Raw genomic sequence first — 15,023 nt, 5'->3', positions numbered from 1 at the left:
CAGGATCAAATCGCCTGCCGTAGCCATGTACGGGCCCGCTCATCCAGCTCAAGGGCAGAGCGGGCACCGCGGGCGCGGAACGGCGCGAGGTCTGTGCGCATCGCCCGTACGGACTTGACGGTTCGGGACGAGCGGATACCGATCATGGTGTCCAGCGCCTTGTCCCAGGTCTCACAGGCCGCCTCAATCTGGCCCTGCTTGAGCTGAGCACCGCCCTCGGCCGCGGCCGACAAGGCGGCGATGCGCTGGTGCTCGGTGGAGGCATACCGTTTACGCGCGCCGGCGTGATGAACCTCGGCGGCGGCGTGGTCGCCCAACCGGGCGTAGATCTTGGCCGTGTGTGAATCGACGGTCGCTGCGGGCGTACCCCACATGGTGGCCCAGCCCTTCATCTCGGCAGCTTCTCCCTGAAGGGCGAGTTCGCGGGCACGTTCAGACTCGCGGCGCGCTTCAGCGTGTTGGCCGCACTCCGCCAGTGCGCGTGCCCGGCAGATGACGAACAAGGATTCGGTGGCCGGGTCCACGCCGCGACTCAGCTCCAGAGCTGTGTTGGCCAGGCCGAGGACGTGCTCCGGGCGCCCGTTGTCCATGCCGTGGTGAGCGAGGATACGCAGGACATATGCCTGGTCGGCCCGGTTCTCGGCGGCACGAGCCAAGTTGAACGCCTGAAGGTAGTAGCGCTGGGCAAGCCCGTGCTCGCTAGCGTCGTAGGCCTTCCAGCCGGCGAGATAGGCGAGCGAGCCAGCAGCGGAGAACATCTCCTTGCGTAGGCCATCTGTCTCGAAGCGGGATTGGCACAGGCGTCTCACGCCGTCGGTGAGGTACTGAACGACGGTGCTGCGGCCGTGCTGTCCGCCGTGCCGCTCGTCAATAGCGGTGAACATGGCCACCATGTCCCGGACGGCCGCGACCTCAGCGGCTCCGGCAACGCCACCAGTAATCGCGCGGGCTGTGCGCGCTTGCGCCTCGCCGGCCACGCCAAGAGGTAGGGCAGCGGCGGCCACGGAGTACGCGGCTCGCGTCAAGAAGTCTCGTCGCTCGATGTCAGCTCTCCCAATCCGCCCCAGTGTCTCCACTGGATCGTCTTCGACGGTAAGCCCCAAGTCGGCCTCACCGGAATGGGCATCAGTGCCTGTGTCTGAGCCGTTCATGACATGACTCGCGGATGGCTGACGCTTTCATGAACGGCGGCTTAGCCTGCGGTTCATGAACCTGGATGCTGAACTGAGCGCTCTTGCTGTCCAAGAGGATCTACCCGCCGACTTTGTGCGACGTCTGCTTCAGCATCCTCAGGCCCGGCGCTCTGCGGCCCTTCTGCGCAGGGATCTGACTCCGGAGTTGATGGGGGAGATCATCAGGCTCGGCTCCGCCCGTAGTCTGGCCGCCAACGGCTCCGTGCCCGCCAAGTTCGGGGCTCGTTTCGCGGATAGTCCGGAGCCGCTGGTCCGGGCCGCGGTCGCGGCGAGCGTTACCGACGAGCCGCCTGGGCTGCTGGCACGCCTAGCGGCTGATCGGGATCCGTCCGTGCGTGCGTTCCTTGCGATGAACGAGCATTTGCCGCCAGAGCTGTTGGCCGTGTTGGCCGAGGATCCCGAGCCGAGCGTGCGGTCGTCGGTTGTCGATCACTGGCGGCATGCACCCGAGCTGGTGCGCCGGGCTCTACTGACGGACTCTGACCCGAATATCCGCAGGGCTGCCGCTTCGGTGTACTCGCCGCCGGCGGACCTGTTGCCTGCTCTTCTTGCTGATCCGCAGACCCGTGCGGTCGCTGTCAGGTATGCCGGTCCGTCCCCGGAGCTGGCCGCTGACCCGGATTCCGGTGTTCGCAAGGCTGTGGCCGCCCATCCGGACCTGCCCGCTGAGCTGCGAGATCTGCTCGCGGGTGACCGGGACACCTTCGTCCGGAACGAGATCGCGGCCCGCGCGGACACTCCCTCGACTCTGCGTGACAGCATCGTGGCCACCCTGACAACTGACGACCCCGTGGCCGACTGGTTTCTGTCCTTCCGTCGAAACGCCCACCCATGCCCTCCACGCACACCGGTTTCACCCAAGCTCACGCGAGAACAGGCGGAAGACCTCCTCGCCCGTGCCGGCCTGTAGCCGTTCGGCTCTCTGGTTCAGGCAGCCTGAACCAGGTCGGTCGGGGCTGTTCCGCGTTCGGCCCGGATTCCGGGACTGCGACTGATGCGGCGAGTCATGAGGGTGATGGCGGCCCAGGTGATGAGGGCTTCTCTGTGCTGGACGAGTCGCTCGTAGTCTCGTGCGTGGCGTCGGGCCTGCATGATCCAGGACAGGCTGCGTTCGACGACCCAGCGGCGGGGCAGAACGACAAATCCGGTGGCGACCTTGGGGCGACTGACGGTCTTCACGGTGAGGCGGAGGTACTTCTTGGCCCAGTCGACGAGCTGTCCGGCGTAGGCGGAGTCGGCCCAGACGATGGTGATCTCCGGGTGCATGAGGCGGAGTCTGAAGAGGACCTCGCGATCGGTCATGTTCCACACCTTGAAGCACTTTCACCGAAACGGACTCTTCAGGCGAATTGGTCGCTTCATCCGCCCCTCCCTCTGCGACACCTCGGATGTGAAACCAGCCAAGGTGCAGCGATTCACGGCTACTTCGCTGGCCAGACCAGTCGCAGGAGGGAAAGACTCACTCCGGACAGGCCGCAGGACTCAAGGGGTGAGACCGAAGTCAGCCGGTGCCGAGGATGACGACGGCAAGGACCGAGCACGATCAGGACGTACGCCATCTGTCGGCCGGACTCGGTCACAGCGTGCTCGCCGCGCGGTGCTGCTCCAGCGCACCGGCCATGCCCTGTACCACTCGAGCCAGCGCACGGGCATAGTTCCACGTCGAGTTCGGGTTCGAACCGTAAGGGCCGGCCGCGATGGCATACGCCCAATCCGCAAGCGCACCGGTCCCCCGAGGGGACAGCTCACCGCGCGGGACCGCCTCTACAAGGACACGCAGGCCCTCCCCGCAGGTGATCAGGTCGTCGACGAGCCGCGCGACGTCCGTACTGGACGGGCGGCCGACGTACGGCACGAGCGCGCGAGCCACCAATGCCCTCGCTTCCGACTGGCCCTGCGCCTGGTACATGGGGGTACTCCCTGCCGTGGTCATCCGGTGGTAGGGACACTTTGGACGCATCGAAGTCCTACCGGGAGGACTTCAATAGGGACTTCTCAGGCATCAAAACGGACTTCTTCGCGCTCGTCTTGGTGAATCGTGGCTTACCGGCGACCGCCGCCGCGGACTTCCTTGCCGTCACACGCGCCCACCGGCGCCTGTACTGGACGGTGGCACCGGCGACGCTGCACCCGGCGGTCAGCTCGCACGCCACCCTCGGCGGGCAGCTCCTTGAAGCCACCGCCGGCCGCACTCGCCAGGTGCTCGCGACAGCCCTCGCCGAGTCCTGGCTCCTGGCCGGCCGTGTGGAGTTCTTCGATCTGCGCGAGCCCGACCGGGCCGGGGACACCTTGATCCGCGCTCTCCAGGCCGCCGGGGAGGCGGACGACGCTCTCCTCGGCGCCGCGGTCCTGGCCCACATGGCCTTCATCCCCGGCTGGGCCGGCCAGCACGAGGTTTCCGCCGAACGGATGGTGGCGGCCCGTACCTACGCCCGGCGGGGCTCGGCGAGCCCCGAGTTCCTGGCATGGCTGGACGCCGTCGAGGCCGAGTGCGAAACCCGCTGCGGCAACACCCGTACCGCACTCAACCTGATCGCCCACGGCGAGGACGTACTCGTCGCAGGCGGTGAGGGCGAGAACCCGGAATGGATGGACTGGTTCAGCCCGGTGCGGCTGGCGGCGTTCAAAGGGAACACGCAGCTTGCGGCAGGTCACCTGCCGCAGGCTCGGGAGACGCTGCTGCGAGTTCTGGAGGAGCTCCCCGAGGATGCGGACAAGCAGCGCACGGTGATCCTCGGGGACCTCGCCGCCGTCGAGGCCGCGGCCGGCCGGCCCGTCGATGCGGCCGCCTACGCCGTCAGGGCGCTCCGTCTGCTGGAGACGCACTGGTACGCGACAGGTCTCGAGCGGGTCCGCGACGTACGGCGTGCCCTCACCCCTTGGCAGCACGAGCAGTGCGTCCGCGACCTCGACGACCGCCTGTACGACTGGGGACCTGTCGTCAGCGCCCTTGCGCGTTGAACTCGGCGATCCGGTCCGGCAGCTCGGCAAGGCCCTCGACCCGGAACGTGGGCAGCTCACGCGCCTCCGGCAGGTCCCACTGGATCGTGGCCCACGGGCCGCGGCGGACGAGCGCCGTGTGCATGCCCGCTGCGGCGCCGGGCCGGAGATCGTTGTCGACGCGATCGCCGACGTACAGGATCTCGTCCGGCGTGAACGGCACGACCGCGGCGACCCGCTCGAAGAACTCGGGGTCCGGCTTGGAAGCGCCCCAGTCGTCCGAGGTTCCGATCAGGTCCACGTCGTTCGTGAACAGCTCGCGAAGCAGGGCGCCGGCGCGCACGGTCTGGTTCCCGGCGATGCCCAGCCACAGGCCATCGGCACGGAGCCGGGCCAGCGCGGGCCGGACGTCGGGATAGGGGTCGTCCTCGCCGAACCACTCCGGCTGCCCAGCGGCAGCGCGGGCCTCGCGCTGCTCGGTGAGGTCGAATCCAGGCTGGAACTGCTGGAACGTCTCCCGGTAGTCGCGGCCCTGCGCGATGACCGCCCCGAACATCGCGGCGAACGTATGGCGCGGGACGCCGAGCCAGTCGGCCCAGGTGCCGTACTCCCGGGTCTCGTCGACCAGGCACTCACCGACATCGAACACCACAGCGCGAATCGTCATGGGAAAAGCCTATGAGCGTCGGGCACGGGCAAGCCGACTCTCCTCTGGTCTCGGCAATTGAGCACCCGTTGCCGACTCGGCTGCTGCACAGTGGCAGCTACCCCTCGGCGTGCGGGAGGCGGGCCAGGGCGTCGGCCAGTTGGCGTACGGAGACGGCGCCGGAGTCCGGAAGGCCTGCCTGCGACCAGGCCTGCTGCGCGGTGGCCGTGTCTCCCTCGGCGGCCGCGAGAACGTTCTGCTTCGCGCTGTTCTCGTGCACCGGGTCGGTGTCCAGGCCGAAGTCGGCCAGGTGAACGACGATGCGCACTTCGAGCTTCGGGTTGGACGCCATCCGCTCGTTGAGCCGATAAACCCGGACCCGGTGGCCGATGAGCGCCCGGGCGCGCTCGATCATCGCCCGGCCGGCCTCGGAGTCGCCGCGATCGGTGCGGATCGGCTGTTCCAGCTCGCCGGAGGTGTTGCGCAGGACCAGGACGCCACGGGTGCTGGAGGCCTCCACCCGTACGTCCAACAGCGTGGCCGTGAACTGCTTCGCGGCATCCAGTCGGGCAACGTCCTGCCCGACCGTGTCCCCCAGGACGTAGAGGCTGACGGCCCGCTCGCGGACCCGGTCGGTCCAGTCGGCTTCGCCTCCCGGCGGGCATGGCCCCACGGCATGGGCGGCGGCGATGACGAGGTCGAGGTCACGGGGATTCACCGGTCCATCATGACCGACGCCGCATCGGCGGGGTTGGAGCTGCCTCTTTGGGCCGCTGCCCGGTTGGGTGAGGGTTCGCTACTCTGCTGCGGTGGCAAAGAAGACTGGGTCGGAGCTGGTGCTTGACCTGCGGGGACGGTCGATCAAGACACTCGATGACTTCTGGGACGCCGTCACCGAGCCCTGCGGACTGCCGAAGTGGTTCGGTCGGAATACGGAGGCCTGGCGGGACACCATCCAGACCCGAGGCATCTCCGAGGTCATCGACAGCTACGACGTCTTGGTAGTTCACGTGGACAAGCACGGAGTTTTCGCTGCGCGGGACCGGGAGGCACGGGCGCTGCGCAGTTCGTTCGCGGGGCAACAGTCGCGACTGGTCGTGCACGAGCTGGCCTGATCACCCCAAATTAGCGGCTGGCTCACACCACGATGGCCACCGGGTGCAGGGGCCGTCCAGGATGTCCAGCTCGTCCGCACGCAGCTCGGTGGCGTACGGCTGTCCGGTGACCGTGGCGACGTCGACACGGAACGTCCTGGCACTCGACCTCAACGCCGGAACGGCTAGCATCCGCCATTCGCTCCAGCGAACTCGCACCGGCGGCCTCACACATCTGCCCACCAAGACCCGGGCGTCCGAGCGCCGCATCGCCCTCCCGACCGAATGCCTTCACTCCTTCAAGGAGCACAAGCAGCAGCAGGACACGGAGCGCGAGACCGCAGGGTCAGCCTGGCAAGACAGCGGCCTCATCTTCACTACGCCCACCGGCCGGCCTCTCGACCCGGCCAAACTTCACCCGCCGCTTCCTCACCTTCCTCGACCGTGCCGGGCTCCGCCGCATCCGCTTCCACGACCTCCGCCACTCGACCGCCACCCTGCTCCTGGAGCAAGGCGTCGACCTCGTCGTGATCAAAGAGCTCCTCGGCCACGCCCACATCGGAGTCACCGCCACCGTCTACGCCCACGTCAGAATCCGCCTCCAACGCGACGCCATCGACCTCCTCGGCCGCACCCTCCACAAGCCCACCGGGACCACCACCGGTCCAGACGCCAGCGCTGGCCCACCGCCTTGCGCACCGGCCATCCGCTGACGTTGCCGTCAACTACTGCCGTCAGACACCCCAGCGGCCCCACCGGAAACAGATCCGGAGGGGTCGCTGGGGTGCTGTGAGGCTGCGACGGTCGGCAGTTCTTCAGTCCATGCAGAGCAAGAACCCAAAGCGTGCCGCCAACTCTGTCTGCCATTCCCCCAGCGATGACGGACACGCTGATGTGATGAAGAATCAGACCCTCTACTCATTCATCACATGGGGATCGAAGCCATCTCACGAGAGAACCTTCAGGCCAATACATCCGACCACCCTCGTCAGATCAGGGCTAAGGAATAGCTGAAAGTAACACCCTCCTCTTCCGCGGTCATCGATGTATCCGATTAGGAGATCTTGACCACCGTACGCCGCGAGGTTCGCCACAGCCTCCTCGAAACCCAATGACGGGTGGTTGAGTTCTTGCGATCTCCGCAATCGTCTGGCGTATGTCCGATGTAGCCTCTCGGCAGGAATCGCACCCGGCCAGATTTCAAACACCGCCCCAGCAGCGAGGGCGCGCTTGGCCTGGAAGTCGGCATCGGATTCACCGGCGAATGCTCGTGCTAGTTCACCTCTGTCCATTCTTACCCCTACCGCGCTCGTGGATTGAACCACTGTCCACGATTTATGCTGATCTCTGGCGCTTCGACAGTGCCGAAGAGTAGATGCTCCTGCTCGAACCAACTGCCATCGAGGTCAGTGTCATGAACCTGAACATCCCTGTTCGGGACATCCGCATGACGGATCCGCAGCACTACCCCACCCGGGCCATTTTCTTCAGCAAAATCGCGGGCTATATCGACATCGTGAGTCCAAGAAGTCATCTCACTCCCTGTATTGCCACCGACATGCATCCAAGGCTCTGAGTGGCCCCCGAACGGAACAGCTCGACCTTCAAGCGCATCGGGAAGCTGGTGGTGACCATCGGAGACGCCTCGGTAAAGATAGCCATCGCCGATATCACAGTTATGGACGAGCACCGGAGTAGCCCCCGCGAGCACATAGTACGTGTGCAGGTCTGCCACGGTCAGGTCGTGGGTCCGCTTCGTCGATTCGTAGATGTGGATTGTGACAACGGCGACCGTGGTGCCCTCATCGGTGCGGAGTTGCGTACTCGGCGTGAGAGCCGCGGCGTCCAGCCAGGTGTGGGTGGTCTCCGACCAGAAGGGGTGGTGCTCCGTCGTGGTGATGGTCTTGACGCCATCGGCCGTTTCCACGGCGACGTCGACGTAGGTCTTGTCGTCTTCGGTGAGGATCGCGGCGGTGACCGCCTTCGGCGAGGTTTCGCCCGTCTCGGGATCGGTGGCGAGGACCTCGTCCTCGGTTGTCAGCTCCTCGATGGGTTTGCCGGTTCCGTCGGCAAGCAGGACCTCCGTCCCCGGAGTGAAGCTGTGCGTGAGACAGGTCGTTGCTGCTTTCGCCTCGGCCCTTTCGGCTTGCACCGCAGTCTTTTCGAAGCGTGCTGCCGTCTTCTCCAGCGCCCTCAGGGCGCCGCCCCCGGGTACGGGTGAGAGGATCTCGCCGACCTGGTAGTCGACATGGTGGGTGTCCAGGCCCAGGCTCTGCATGGCGGAGCGGTAGATGTTGCCGTTGGTTGGGCCGCCCAGGGCGCCGCTGATGGCCGTGACCGGGTTCGCCTTGTCGGCCAGGTCAAGCATTCCCTGGCCCACACCGGCCAGGAAGTGGCCCGGCCGGAAGTCGAATCCTGTCGGGTACCTCATGCCCTGGTTGACGTAGACCTGCTCGATGTACCTGGTAAAGGTCCAGGACTCGTCCCTGGCGCCGCGACCACCGTGGTAGTCCGGTGCCGGTGCGTGTGTCTCGTAGTACCGGATCTGCTGGCTCGGCGAGGCGTAGGTGATGTCGTGGGAGTTGGAGGCTGTGATGACGGTATTGCCATGGCAGTCGTAGAGCGTCCCGCACTCCTCGGTTCGAAGACCGGTCGGGTCGGAACCTGAGACGGGGTTGCCGCCGGCGTAGGTGTAGCCGTTCATCTGGAGCGGGTCGGTGATGTCGATCAGTGGGTCGACGGAGATGAACCGACCCGTGGAGGGCTCGTATTCGCGGGCGCCGATGTGGGTCAGTGCCGTGGTGTTGTCATCGACCCCGGTGCCCAGGAACGTGCGGTTGCCGGGCCAGTCCGAGGGCTGGCCGCCTCGCGGGTTGCCGTAGGGATCGGACTTGCGGCGCGTGATCGCTTGTCCGGCGCTCTGGTCGACGCTGGTCGTGGCGGTGTTGTGGTGGTCGGCGAGCAGGACCGACAGCTTGTGGTCCTTGCTCTTGCCGCCGGTGCGGCGGACGGTCGTGGCTCCGCTGGGTCCGCCGTAGTACCGGACGGCGTCCATCGCCTGCCCGGCCGTGTTGACCGTGATCTCGGCTTCGCCGAGGTAGAGGGTTCGTGAACTGCCGGTTGCCTCGACGACCCGGTTGCCCGAGGTGTCATAGAGGTACGAGGTCGTATCCGAGAAGGCCCATTGCTGAGCTGTAGCTCCGGTGCGGCACGCGGCAACGCCGAGGTCGTTGCCGTCGGCGGCGTTGTCGTTGGGGACCGTGACGCACTGGCCCCCCTGGCTGACCAGGGTCTTGTCTTCGGCCTTGTAGGTGAAGTTCTGCCGAGCGTCGTCGGCCTTGCACGTGTACAGCCGAGCCGCGCCGCCTTCTGCGGTAAGGCACTTGCCGAGAGCCTGGACGGTGTTGCCGCTGAGGCGCCACTGCTGGGCCTTGGATTCGTTGCAGGACGTCAGTTGGACCGGGGTACCGTCCGCGGTCTGGCCGTTCTCGACATCGAGGCACTTGCCGGAGAGGCCGGTGACGGCGACGGCGCCGATGCCGGGGCTGGTGGCAGAGGTGATCTTGTTGCGTCGGTCCCAGTTCAGTGTCTGGGTGTCGCCGTCGATGCGCCGGGTCTTGGTGTTGCCGACAGCGTCGTACGTGTAGGTGGAGACAGAGCTGACGACGGAGCCGGGTGTTCTGGTGGTCTTGTCTGCCTTGGCCAGAGCGTGCGGCTGAGTGGTCGTGGGAGGCTGGGTGCCGTTGCCCGCGACACTCACGCCGTACGTGTACGTGGTCGCGTCGTCCAGGCTCGCACTGGTCAGGTCGTGGTTGACGAGCTTGGTGCGGTTGCCGATCGCATCGAACTCGTACTCCTGCCAGTAGCCGTCGTGGTCGGGACCGGGGTCGACATCGCTCAGGCTCGGGCCGGTGCAGTCCTTGGTCTTGCCGGTCCAGGCCGCGGCCAGCTGGCCCATGGGGTTGTACTTGTAGCACTGGCGGTCGATGCGGCCGCCGTCTTGTGTGTCGGTGATGGAGGTCGGGTTCCCGACCGCGTCGTAGGTGTAGGAAAGAGCCGAGATCCGGTTGGGGCTGGACGTTTCACGGTCATTCGTCGATGAGAGAAGCCGACCGTTGTTGGGGTCGAAGCGGTTGCTCGACCACACGCGGTTGGGCGCGCTGCCGGACGTCGTGCGCAGGACCTCGCCGTACGGGCTGTAGATCGTCGCGGCTGTGTACCAGGCGAGACCCGACATGCTCAGAGGCATGCCGTCGGCGTCGTAGCGGGTGATGAGTTTCTCCGCCGCGAGGCCGCCTGGTGTTGCCGGGACCGTGGTCGACTGGACCTTGCCGGTGGGGGTGTAGGTGGTGCTGTAGGCGTAGGTGCCGGCCAGGCCCGTGGTCGTGGGCGTCTGGGGCACAGTGATCTTGGAGCCGGTGGGGCGGTACTCCGCGTCGTATGCAGTGACCTCGCTCCTGTACGCGGCAGTGCCCCAGTACTGGGTCGAGGCGACAGGGAGACCCTTGGCGCCGGGCAGAGTATCGAAGGTCCAGGACGAGACCAGGGGGCCGTCGGGCGCGTTGTCGCGCAGCTCCGTCGTGCGGCCCAGGACGTCGTAGGTCGTGTACTGGCTCCGGCCGAGGGAGTCGGTGGCGGAGACCTGCTTGTCGAGCTTGTTGTAGGTGTAGGTCGACTTGCCCATGTCGGGGTCGTCGGAGGACGTCATCCGGCCGCGCGCGTCGTAGGTGTACGTCCAGTTGTTGCCGGCGGGGTCTGTGACCTTTGCAAGTTTGCCGCGGACGTCGTAGGTGTAGACCGTCTTGTTCGGCTTGGGGTTGGTTGCGAGGTCGGTGCTCGTGTAGTACTCGACCGCTGTGGTGCGGTTGAAGGCATCGGTCGTGGTCTTGACCGCGCGGCTGCCCGGTAGCGGTGTCGTGCCCGTTGCGGACATGCCGGTACGGGAGAGCGTCCAGTCGCCACCGTAGAGAGTGGTGCTGGACTGCTTGGGCACTCCGTCGTAGAGGGTCGTCGACTGTACGGACCGGCCGAGGCCGTCGTACGCGCTCTGGGTGGAGTTGTGGACGGCCGTCATCGACTCCGGCACGAAGATTTTCGCATCCGGACCGCCTTCGGCGTGGTAGCCGTTGTTGGTCTGTCTGACGGTGCCATTCGCGCTGTACAGCGTGTCCGTGATGAGGCGGCCGCCGCCGAGGGCTTCGGACTGGGTCTGGCGCGGACGGAGCAGGCCGTCGTAGATCGTGAGCGAAGTGGTGTATGAGCTGTCGTCCTGCCGCGCATGTGCGGTCACGGTCGGCGTGTTGTGTTCGGAGACCTGGTACTCGAACTTGTAGGCGGCCGGGTCAGAGGCAGGGTTCTGCGACGGCGTCCACATCGCGACCGAGCGGCCGAGATCGTCGTAGGCCGTGGTGGCCTTGCGGCCGTTCGCATCGATCGCCTCGAGTACGGTCCCGCGGGCAGGGTCGACCTTGGTCGTCGTGGTGTGACCGAGGGCGTTCGTCGACGTGACGGCGAACGCCGGGCCCGTGGACGGGCTGAAGGAGAAGGATGACGGCGTCCCTTCGGCGTCGTACTTCTTGATCTCCCGGCCGAGCGAGTCGTACTCGGCGCGTGCGGTCGTCATCCAGCCCGTACCCGCCGCGTCGCGGCTGTCGACCTGGGCCACAAGGCCCTTGACCGGTGCGGTGCCGAACGCGTCCTTCTGATCGTAGGAGGTGCGGACGTCGGCGAGGACGGCCCCGGTCTTGGCCTGGGTGCAGTCACCCACTGTCTTGGTGACCCGCTGGGGTAGGCCGATCAGGTTCTTGTCGGGGTTGTGGACATAGCTGGTGGCCGTGCACGCCTGCTCAGCCGTCGTCCAACTGGTCCCGTCGTATGTCAGGGCCGCGACCTGGACGCTTTCGGTCAGGCCGTACGTGCCGTCGTACGACGGCCGGGTCTGCACCTTCCGGGACTTTCCGTCGCTGAGGGTCTCGATCTCCTCGGTGCGTTCGACCCCCCGGCGGTATGCTTCCAGCGCCGTGGTGCCGTCCCGGGGGCGGGTCGCGGTCGGGGCGCTTCGCCACGGCCAGGTCAGGACGCGCGAGACAACGCGGCCGCCGGCCTTGTCGTAGCTGATGCTCTCGGCGGCCTGTCCCTGAAACTGTGGCAGGTCCACACCGAGCACCTCTGTACCGGTGGAGTCCTTGACCGTGACTTCGGGGCGCCCGGCGTTGCCGGACATCCCCCGGAAGTAGCGGGTCCGGCTCTGAGACTGCTCGGTCGCATCGGGCTTGCCTGCGTTCGCGGTCACGCCGCGTTTGGTGACAACGCTGGCGTAGCCGCGCCACTGGCTGTACGTGCGCAGTTCCGGCTTGGTGAACTCGTCGTCGTCCTTGGCCCAAGCGGCGTCGCCTTCGTAGGTGTAGGACGTGGTGACATCGGGCTGGCGCGCGACGCGGTCCTTCTCCGTGACGTTCTCGACGACGTATTTATTGAACCACTCCAGCGGCGGCTTCTCCAGGTCGGTGTCCGGGGACCAGTGGACCGGGAAGCAGCGCGAGTTGTTCTTGTCGGGGTCCGGATGGGAACCGCCGACAGGGCACGGGTCGGAGTAGTCGACCTTGATTTCGCCGCCGGTCTCGGTACGGATCGTCTCAACGCGCAGGCGGTCGAAGCCGGGCCGGGGGTCTTGCGACTGCGTGCGTATGCGGTTCGGCATGTCGACGACGTTGGGGAGGAAGGACACCGCCGGCAGGGCCGTGCCCTGCGCGCCGTCCTTCGGGCCGTAGCCGGTGCGCGTGACGGACTCGAGCCACAGCGGCGGCTGGGTCGAGGTGCGCTGCATGGGGAACGACTGGGTCAGCGCCCACTGGTCCACCTTGGACAGGGCCGTGGAACCCTCGGTGCGCTGGCCGTAGGTGGTGACGGTGCTGAGCCGCTTGCGGGACCAGAAGGTGGGGGAGGCGTTGTAGCAGTTCTCCGCGTCCGCCTTGCAGTGCAGCGTGGAGGGCGTGTCCCACCAGGCCTGCTTGTCGCCGTAGTTCTTGGACTCGAACTGGGCATCGCCGCATTTGACGCCGCCCTCTGCCACACATCGTTCCTCCACTCCGAACTGGACGCTGGCGGCCGGGGCACCCGCGAGGTTGTCCGCGCGCAGACCGTAGAAGATGCTGGTCGGGTACCCGCCGCGCACATAGCGGACCTTGGCCGGGTCCTTCTCCTTGAACTGCTGGTTCCTGGCGTAGCGGTTCTCTTCCTTTTGCCAGTCGATGACCATGGCGTTGCCATGGATGTCCTCGACGTAGTCGAGGTTCCATCGCCAGGCCTGGTTGCAGGAGGAGTCGGCGAAGGCCGTCTGGTGGCAGGGCTCACCTTGGTGGTTGCCGAACACGGGGACTGTGAAGACCGAGTCGGTGACCGTCTTCTGCAGGCTGCCGACGCCGTGAGTGCCCACGTTGTGGCGCCCGAAGTGGTACCGCATTCCGTCGCGCGTCGTGACGACCCAGTACTCGCCATCGTTAGCGCCGTTGGTGCTTCCCGTCTTGCGCTCCACCTTGGAGCCGTCGTCGGAGGCGGGAACCCACTGCCCGGTCGTGGTGTCGTGGACCAGCTCGATCATGCCTCCGCCAAGTGACATGACCATGTTGTCGCTGGCCCAGCAAAGATCGGTCTTCTTCTTGTCGGTGGTGTTGTCGTTGTTCGGCGCGCTCGGCTTGGCCGCGCGGTCGTCCGCACAGGAGCGGTACCGGCGCTCGATGAAGCCAGGGGTGTAGTCCCAGCCGTCTCCGATCCACGACGCCTGGCCGTTGGCGACGGACGTCCGGCCGTCGATTGCCTGGGACGCGTACGAGAAGGCAATGCTGGGTGTGGGCCCGGCCGGAGCGGGCGGAACACTCAGCTGATAGGTCCAGGAGAACCCGCCTCCGCTGCCGCCTGCCGTCCAGGAGCCGGAGGGAGTCAGAGGAGTGGCCTTGTAGCTGCCGACTGCGCCGGCTGCTCCGTCCGAGGCAGCGAGGACGAGTGAACCGCCGCCGGCAGTCCCGTTCACGGCCATGGTGCGCATGCCCTGAGCGGGTGCGGTGGCCGGGTCGACGGTTGCGCGGACGGTATTGGTCACCGGGTCGTTGGTGCTTGGCACGTCCTTGGAGACGGAGCACTCGGGCAGCTGAGGAGTCGAGAGGAAGCACTCCGGATACTGCTTGAGCTTCAGGCGGGTGGCCCACTCCGTGCCGTAGAGGTCCCTGAACTTCGTGTAGTCCAGCAGGACGTCGGCGGGAGGTGAACCTTCCGCAGGCGGTGTGATCTTGATCAGGGCGCCGTCGACATCGGCGGCCTCGGTCGCTGCGCGCGACTCGACGGCCACGGACCAGGTGCCTGACGGGGCGGGCGGAGTCGGGCTGTTCTCCGGTACCTGGACTTTGCCGATACTGACCGGAAGAGTGCCAGCCCGGACGACGTCACCGGAGGACGGCGTCAATGCCACGCTGGCGCTGCCGGCGGCCGGCGGTGCCACCATCGAAGGTTCGTACCCTGCCGGCGGTGCTGCCGCCTTGCCGTCCCAGCCTTCGAGCTTTGCGGCCGCCACCTGGTCCAGTTTGGCCTTGAAGTCCGGCTGCAAGTCTGGCAGTTGGACTCCCGTACGGTCGCCGGGTGGCGCCGCCCAGGCCTGGACCGGGAGCAGAGACGCGATCAGCAGCACGGACAGCGTGATGCCGGCCCGCCCGGCGAGGCGCGCGCGTTTCGCGCGCGCTCTTCTGTTTCCGGGCAGGTGGAAATTGTTCGCCGAGAACGGCGACATGTGGACCCCCCCACGAGCTGCCGCCGCGGCGATGGCGCACGGACGGCAGGAAACTGGCAATTAGCCAGCTGATTCTGTGGCCACCGGGTCAGAAAATCCACGGTTCCAATATCCGATGTGGGCTTTATCACTTTAAGGGCCGCATAGGTTGGGGCAATCAGTGTAAATCAGGTGTAAATGACAGGTGGGTTGAGGGATTTGGGGGGTGAGGATGTCGGACCGATAGTTCATGCTCGGCTCGCGCCTCTTGTGCGTGAAAGGCGGGCGGGGAGCATGCCTTTTACGCATTCAGGCCAGTGACCGGAATCGTTTCATGAGTACCGAGGGCTGCGGAAGTCCGCGCCCGAGGGGGGAGAAGTACGCCTGTGTCT

The 15,023-nt window shown here is 66.5% G+C and carries 7 protein-coding genes and 3 pseudogenes; 4 read left to right on the top strand and 6 right to left on the bottom strand.

The annotated features are described in order from the left end of the window. Positions 1 to 5: 5 nt before the first annotated feature. The gene (locus tag ACZ49B_RS24265) at positions 6 to 977 is read right to left on the bottom strand and encodes a hypothetical protein (RefSeq protein ID WP_468309438.1); all 972 of its coding nucleotides are present in this window, start codon (positions 975 to 977) and stop codon (positions 6 to 8) included. A gap of 229 nt (positions 978 to 1,206) precedes the next feature. Here ACZ49B_RS24265 and ACZ49B_RS24260 point away from each other — a divergent pair, with 229 nt between their 5' ends. Further along, positions 1,207 to 2,103 carry a hypothetical protein gene (locus ACZ49B_RS24260; RefSeq protein WP_468309435.1) on the top strand — a complete coding sequence of 299 codons (897 nt, stop codon included), beginning with the start codon at positions 1,207 to 1,209 and terminating at the stop codon, positions 2,101 to 2,103. A gap of 74 nt (positions 2,104 to 2,177) precedes the next feature. On the opposite strand, the pseudogene ACZ49B_RS24255 reads toward ACZ49B_RS24260, so the two are convergent. Further along, a pseudogene (locus tag ACZ49B_RS24255) lies at positions 2,178 to 2,486 on the bottom strand (transposase); the annotation flags it as partial. 283 nt (positions 2,487 to 2,769) lie between these two features. Then, positions 2,770 to 3,102 (bottom strand): DUF6415 family natural product biosynthesis protein, encoded by a 333-nt coding sequence (locus ACZ49B_RS24250; protein WP_468309432.1) that lies wholly within the window; start codon positions 3,100 to 3,102, stop codon positions 2,770 to 2,772. Positions 3,103 to 3,239: 137 nt separating this feature from the next. Between ACZ49B_RS24250 and ACZ49B_RS24245 the strand changes: the two are divergent. After that, positions 3,240 to 4,154: pseudogene (locus ACZ49B_RS24245) on the top strand (transcriptional regulator); the annotation flags it as partial. On the opposite strand, the gene ACZ49B_RS24240 reads toward ACZ49B_RS24245, so the two are convergent. Both ACZ49B_RS24240 and ACZ49B_RS24235 read right to left on the bottom strand, forming a co-directional pair. Continuing rightward, entirely contained in the window at positions 4,135 to 4,800 is a 666-nt protein-coding gene (locus ACZ49B_RS24240; RefSeq protein WP_468309430.1) for an HAD family hydrolase, read from the bottom strand. The pseudogene ACZ49B_RS24245 and the gene ACZ49B_RS24240 overlap by 20 nt on opposite strands. 97 nt (positions 4,801 to 4,897) lie before the next feature. Then, a complete protein-coding gene (locus ACZ49B_RS24235; protein ID WP_468309427.1) occupies positions 4,898 to 5,497 on the bottom strand; it encodes a hypothetical protein in 600 nt (199 codons plus the stop codon). Positions 5,498 to 5,588: 91 nt separating this feature from the next. On the opposite strand from ACZ49B_RS24235, the gene ACZ49B_RS24230 reads away from it, so the two are divergent. Together ACZ49B_RS24230 and ACZ49B_RS24225 are read left to right on the top strand one after the other, a co-directional pair. Beyond that, the gene (locus tag ACZ49B_RS24230) at positions 5,589 to 5,894 is read left to right on the top strand and encodes a barstar family protein (RefSeq protein ID WP_468309424.1); all 306 of its coding nucleotides are present in this window, start codon (positions 5,589 to 5,591) and stop codon (positions 5,892 to 5,894) included. A 142-nt stretch (positions 5,895 to 6,036) separates the two neighbouring features. Then, positions 6,037 to 6,586: pseudogene (locus tag ACZ49B_RS24225) on the top strand (site-specific integrase); the annotation flags it as partial. A 587-nt stretch (positions 6,587 to 7,173) separates the two neighbouring features. Here ACZ49B_RS24225 and ACZ49B_RS24220 read toward each other — a convergent pair. Then, positions 7,174 to 14,652 (bottom strand): ricin-type beta-trefoil lectin domain protein, encoded by a 7,479-nt coding sequence (locus ACZ49B_RS24220; RefSeq protein WP_468309422.1) that lies wholly within the window; start codon positions 14,650 to 14,652, stop codon positions 7,174 to 7,176. Between the last annotated feature and the right edge of the window lie 371 nt (positions 14,653 to 15,023).

The sequence above is a fragment of the Streptomyces sp. NPDC031132 genome (genome assembly GCF_055570595.1).
Note: the sequence above shows the minus strand (reverse complement) of the source record. Positions and strands in the feature narration are given on the sequence as shown.

Bases quoted from the DNA above. Each gene is read 5' to 3' on its own strand.
- ACZ49B_RS24260 (WP_468309435.1), top strand. From the start codon at position 1,207: ATGAACCTGGATGCTGAACTGAGCGCTCTTGCTGTCCAAGAGGATCTA.
- ACZ49B_RS24250 (WP_468309432.1), bottom strand. From the start codon at position 3,102: ATGTACCAGGCGCAGGGCCAGTCGGAAGCGAGGGCATTGGTGGCTCGC.
- ACZ49B_RS24240 (WP_468309430.1), bottom strand. From the start codon at position 4,800: ATGACGATTCGCGCTGTGGTGTTCGATGTCGGTGAGTGCCTGGTCGAC.
- ACZ49B_RS24220 (WP_468309422.1), bottom strand. From the start codon at position 14,652: ATGTCGCCGTTCTCGGCGAACAATTTCCACCTGCCCGGAAACAGAAGA.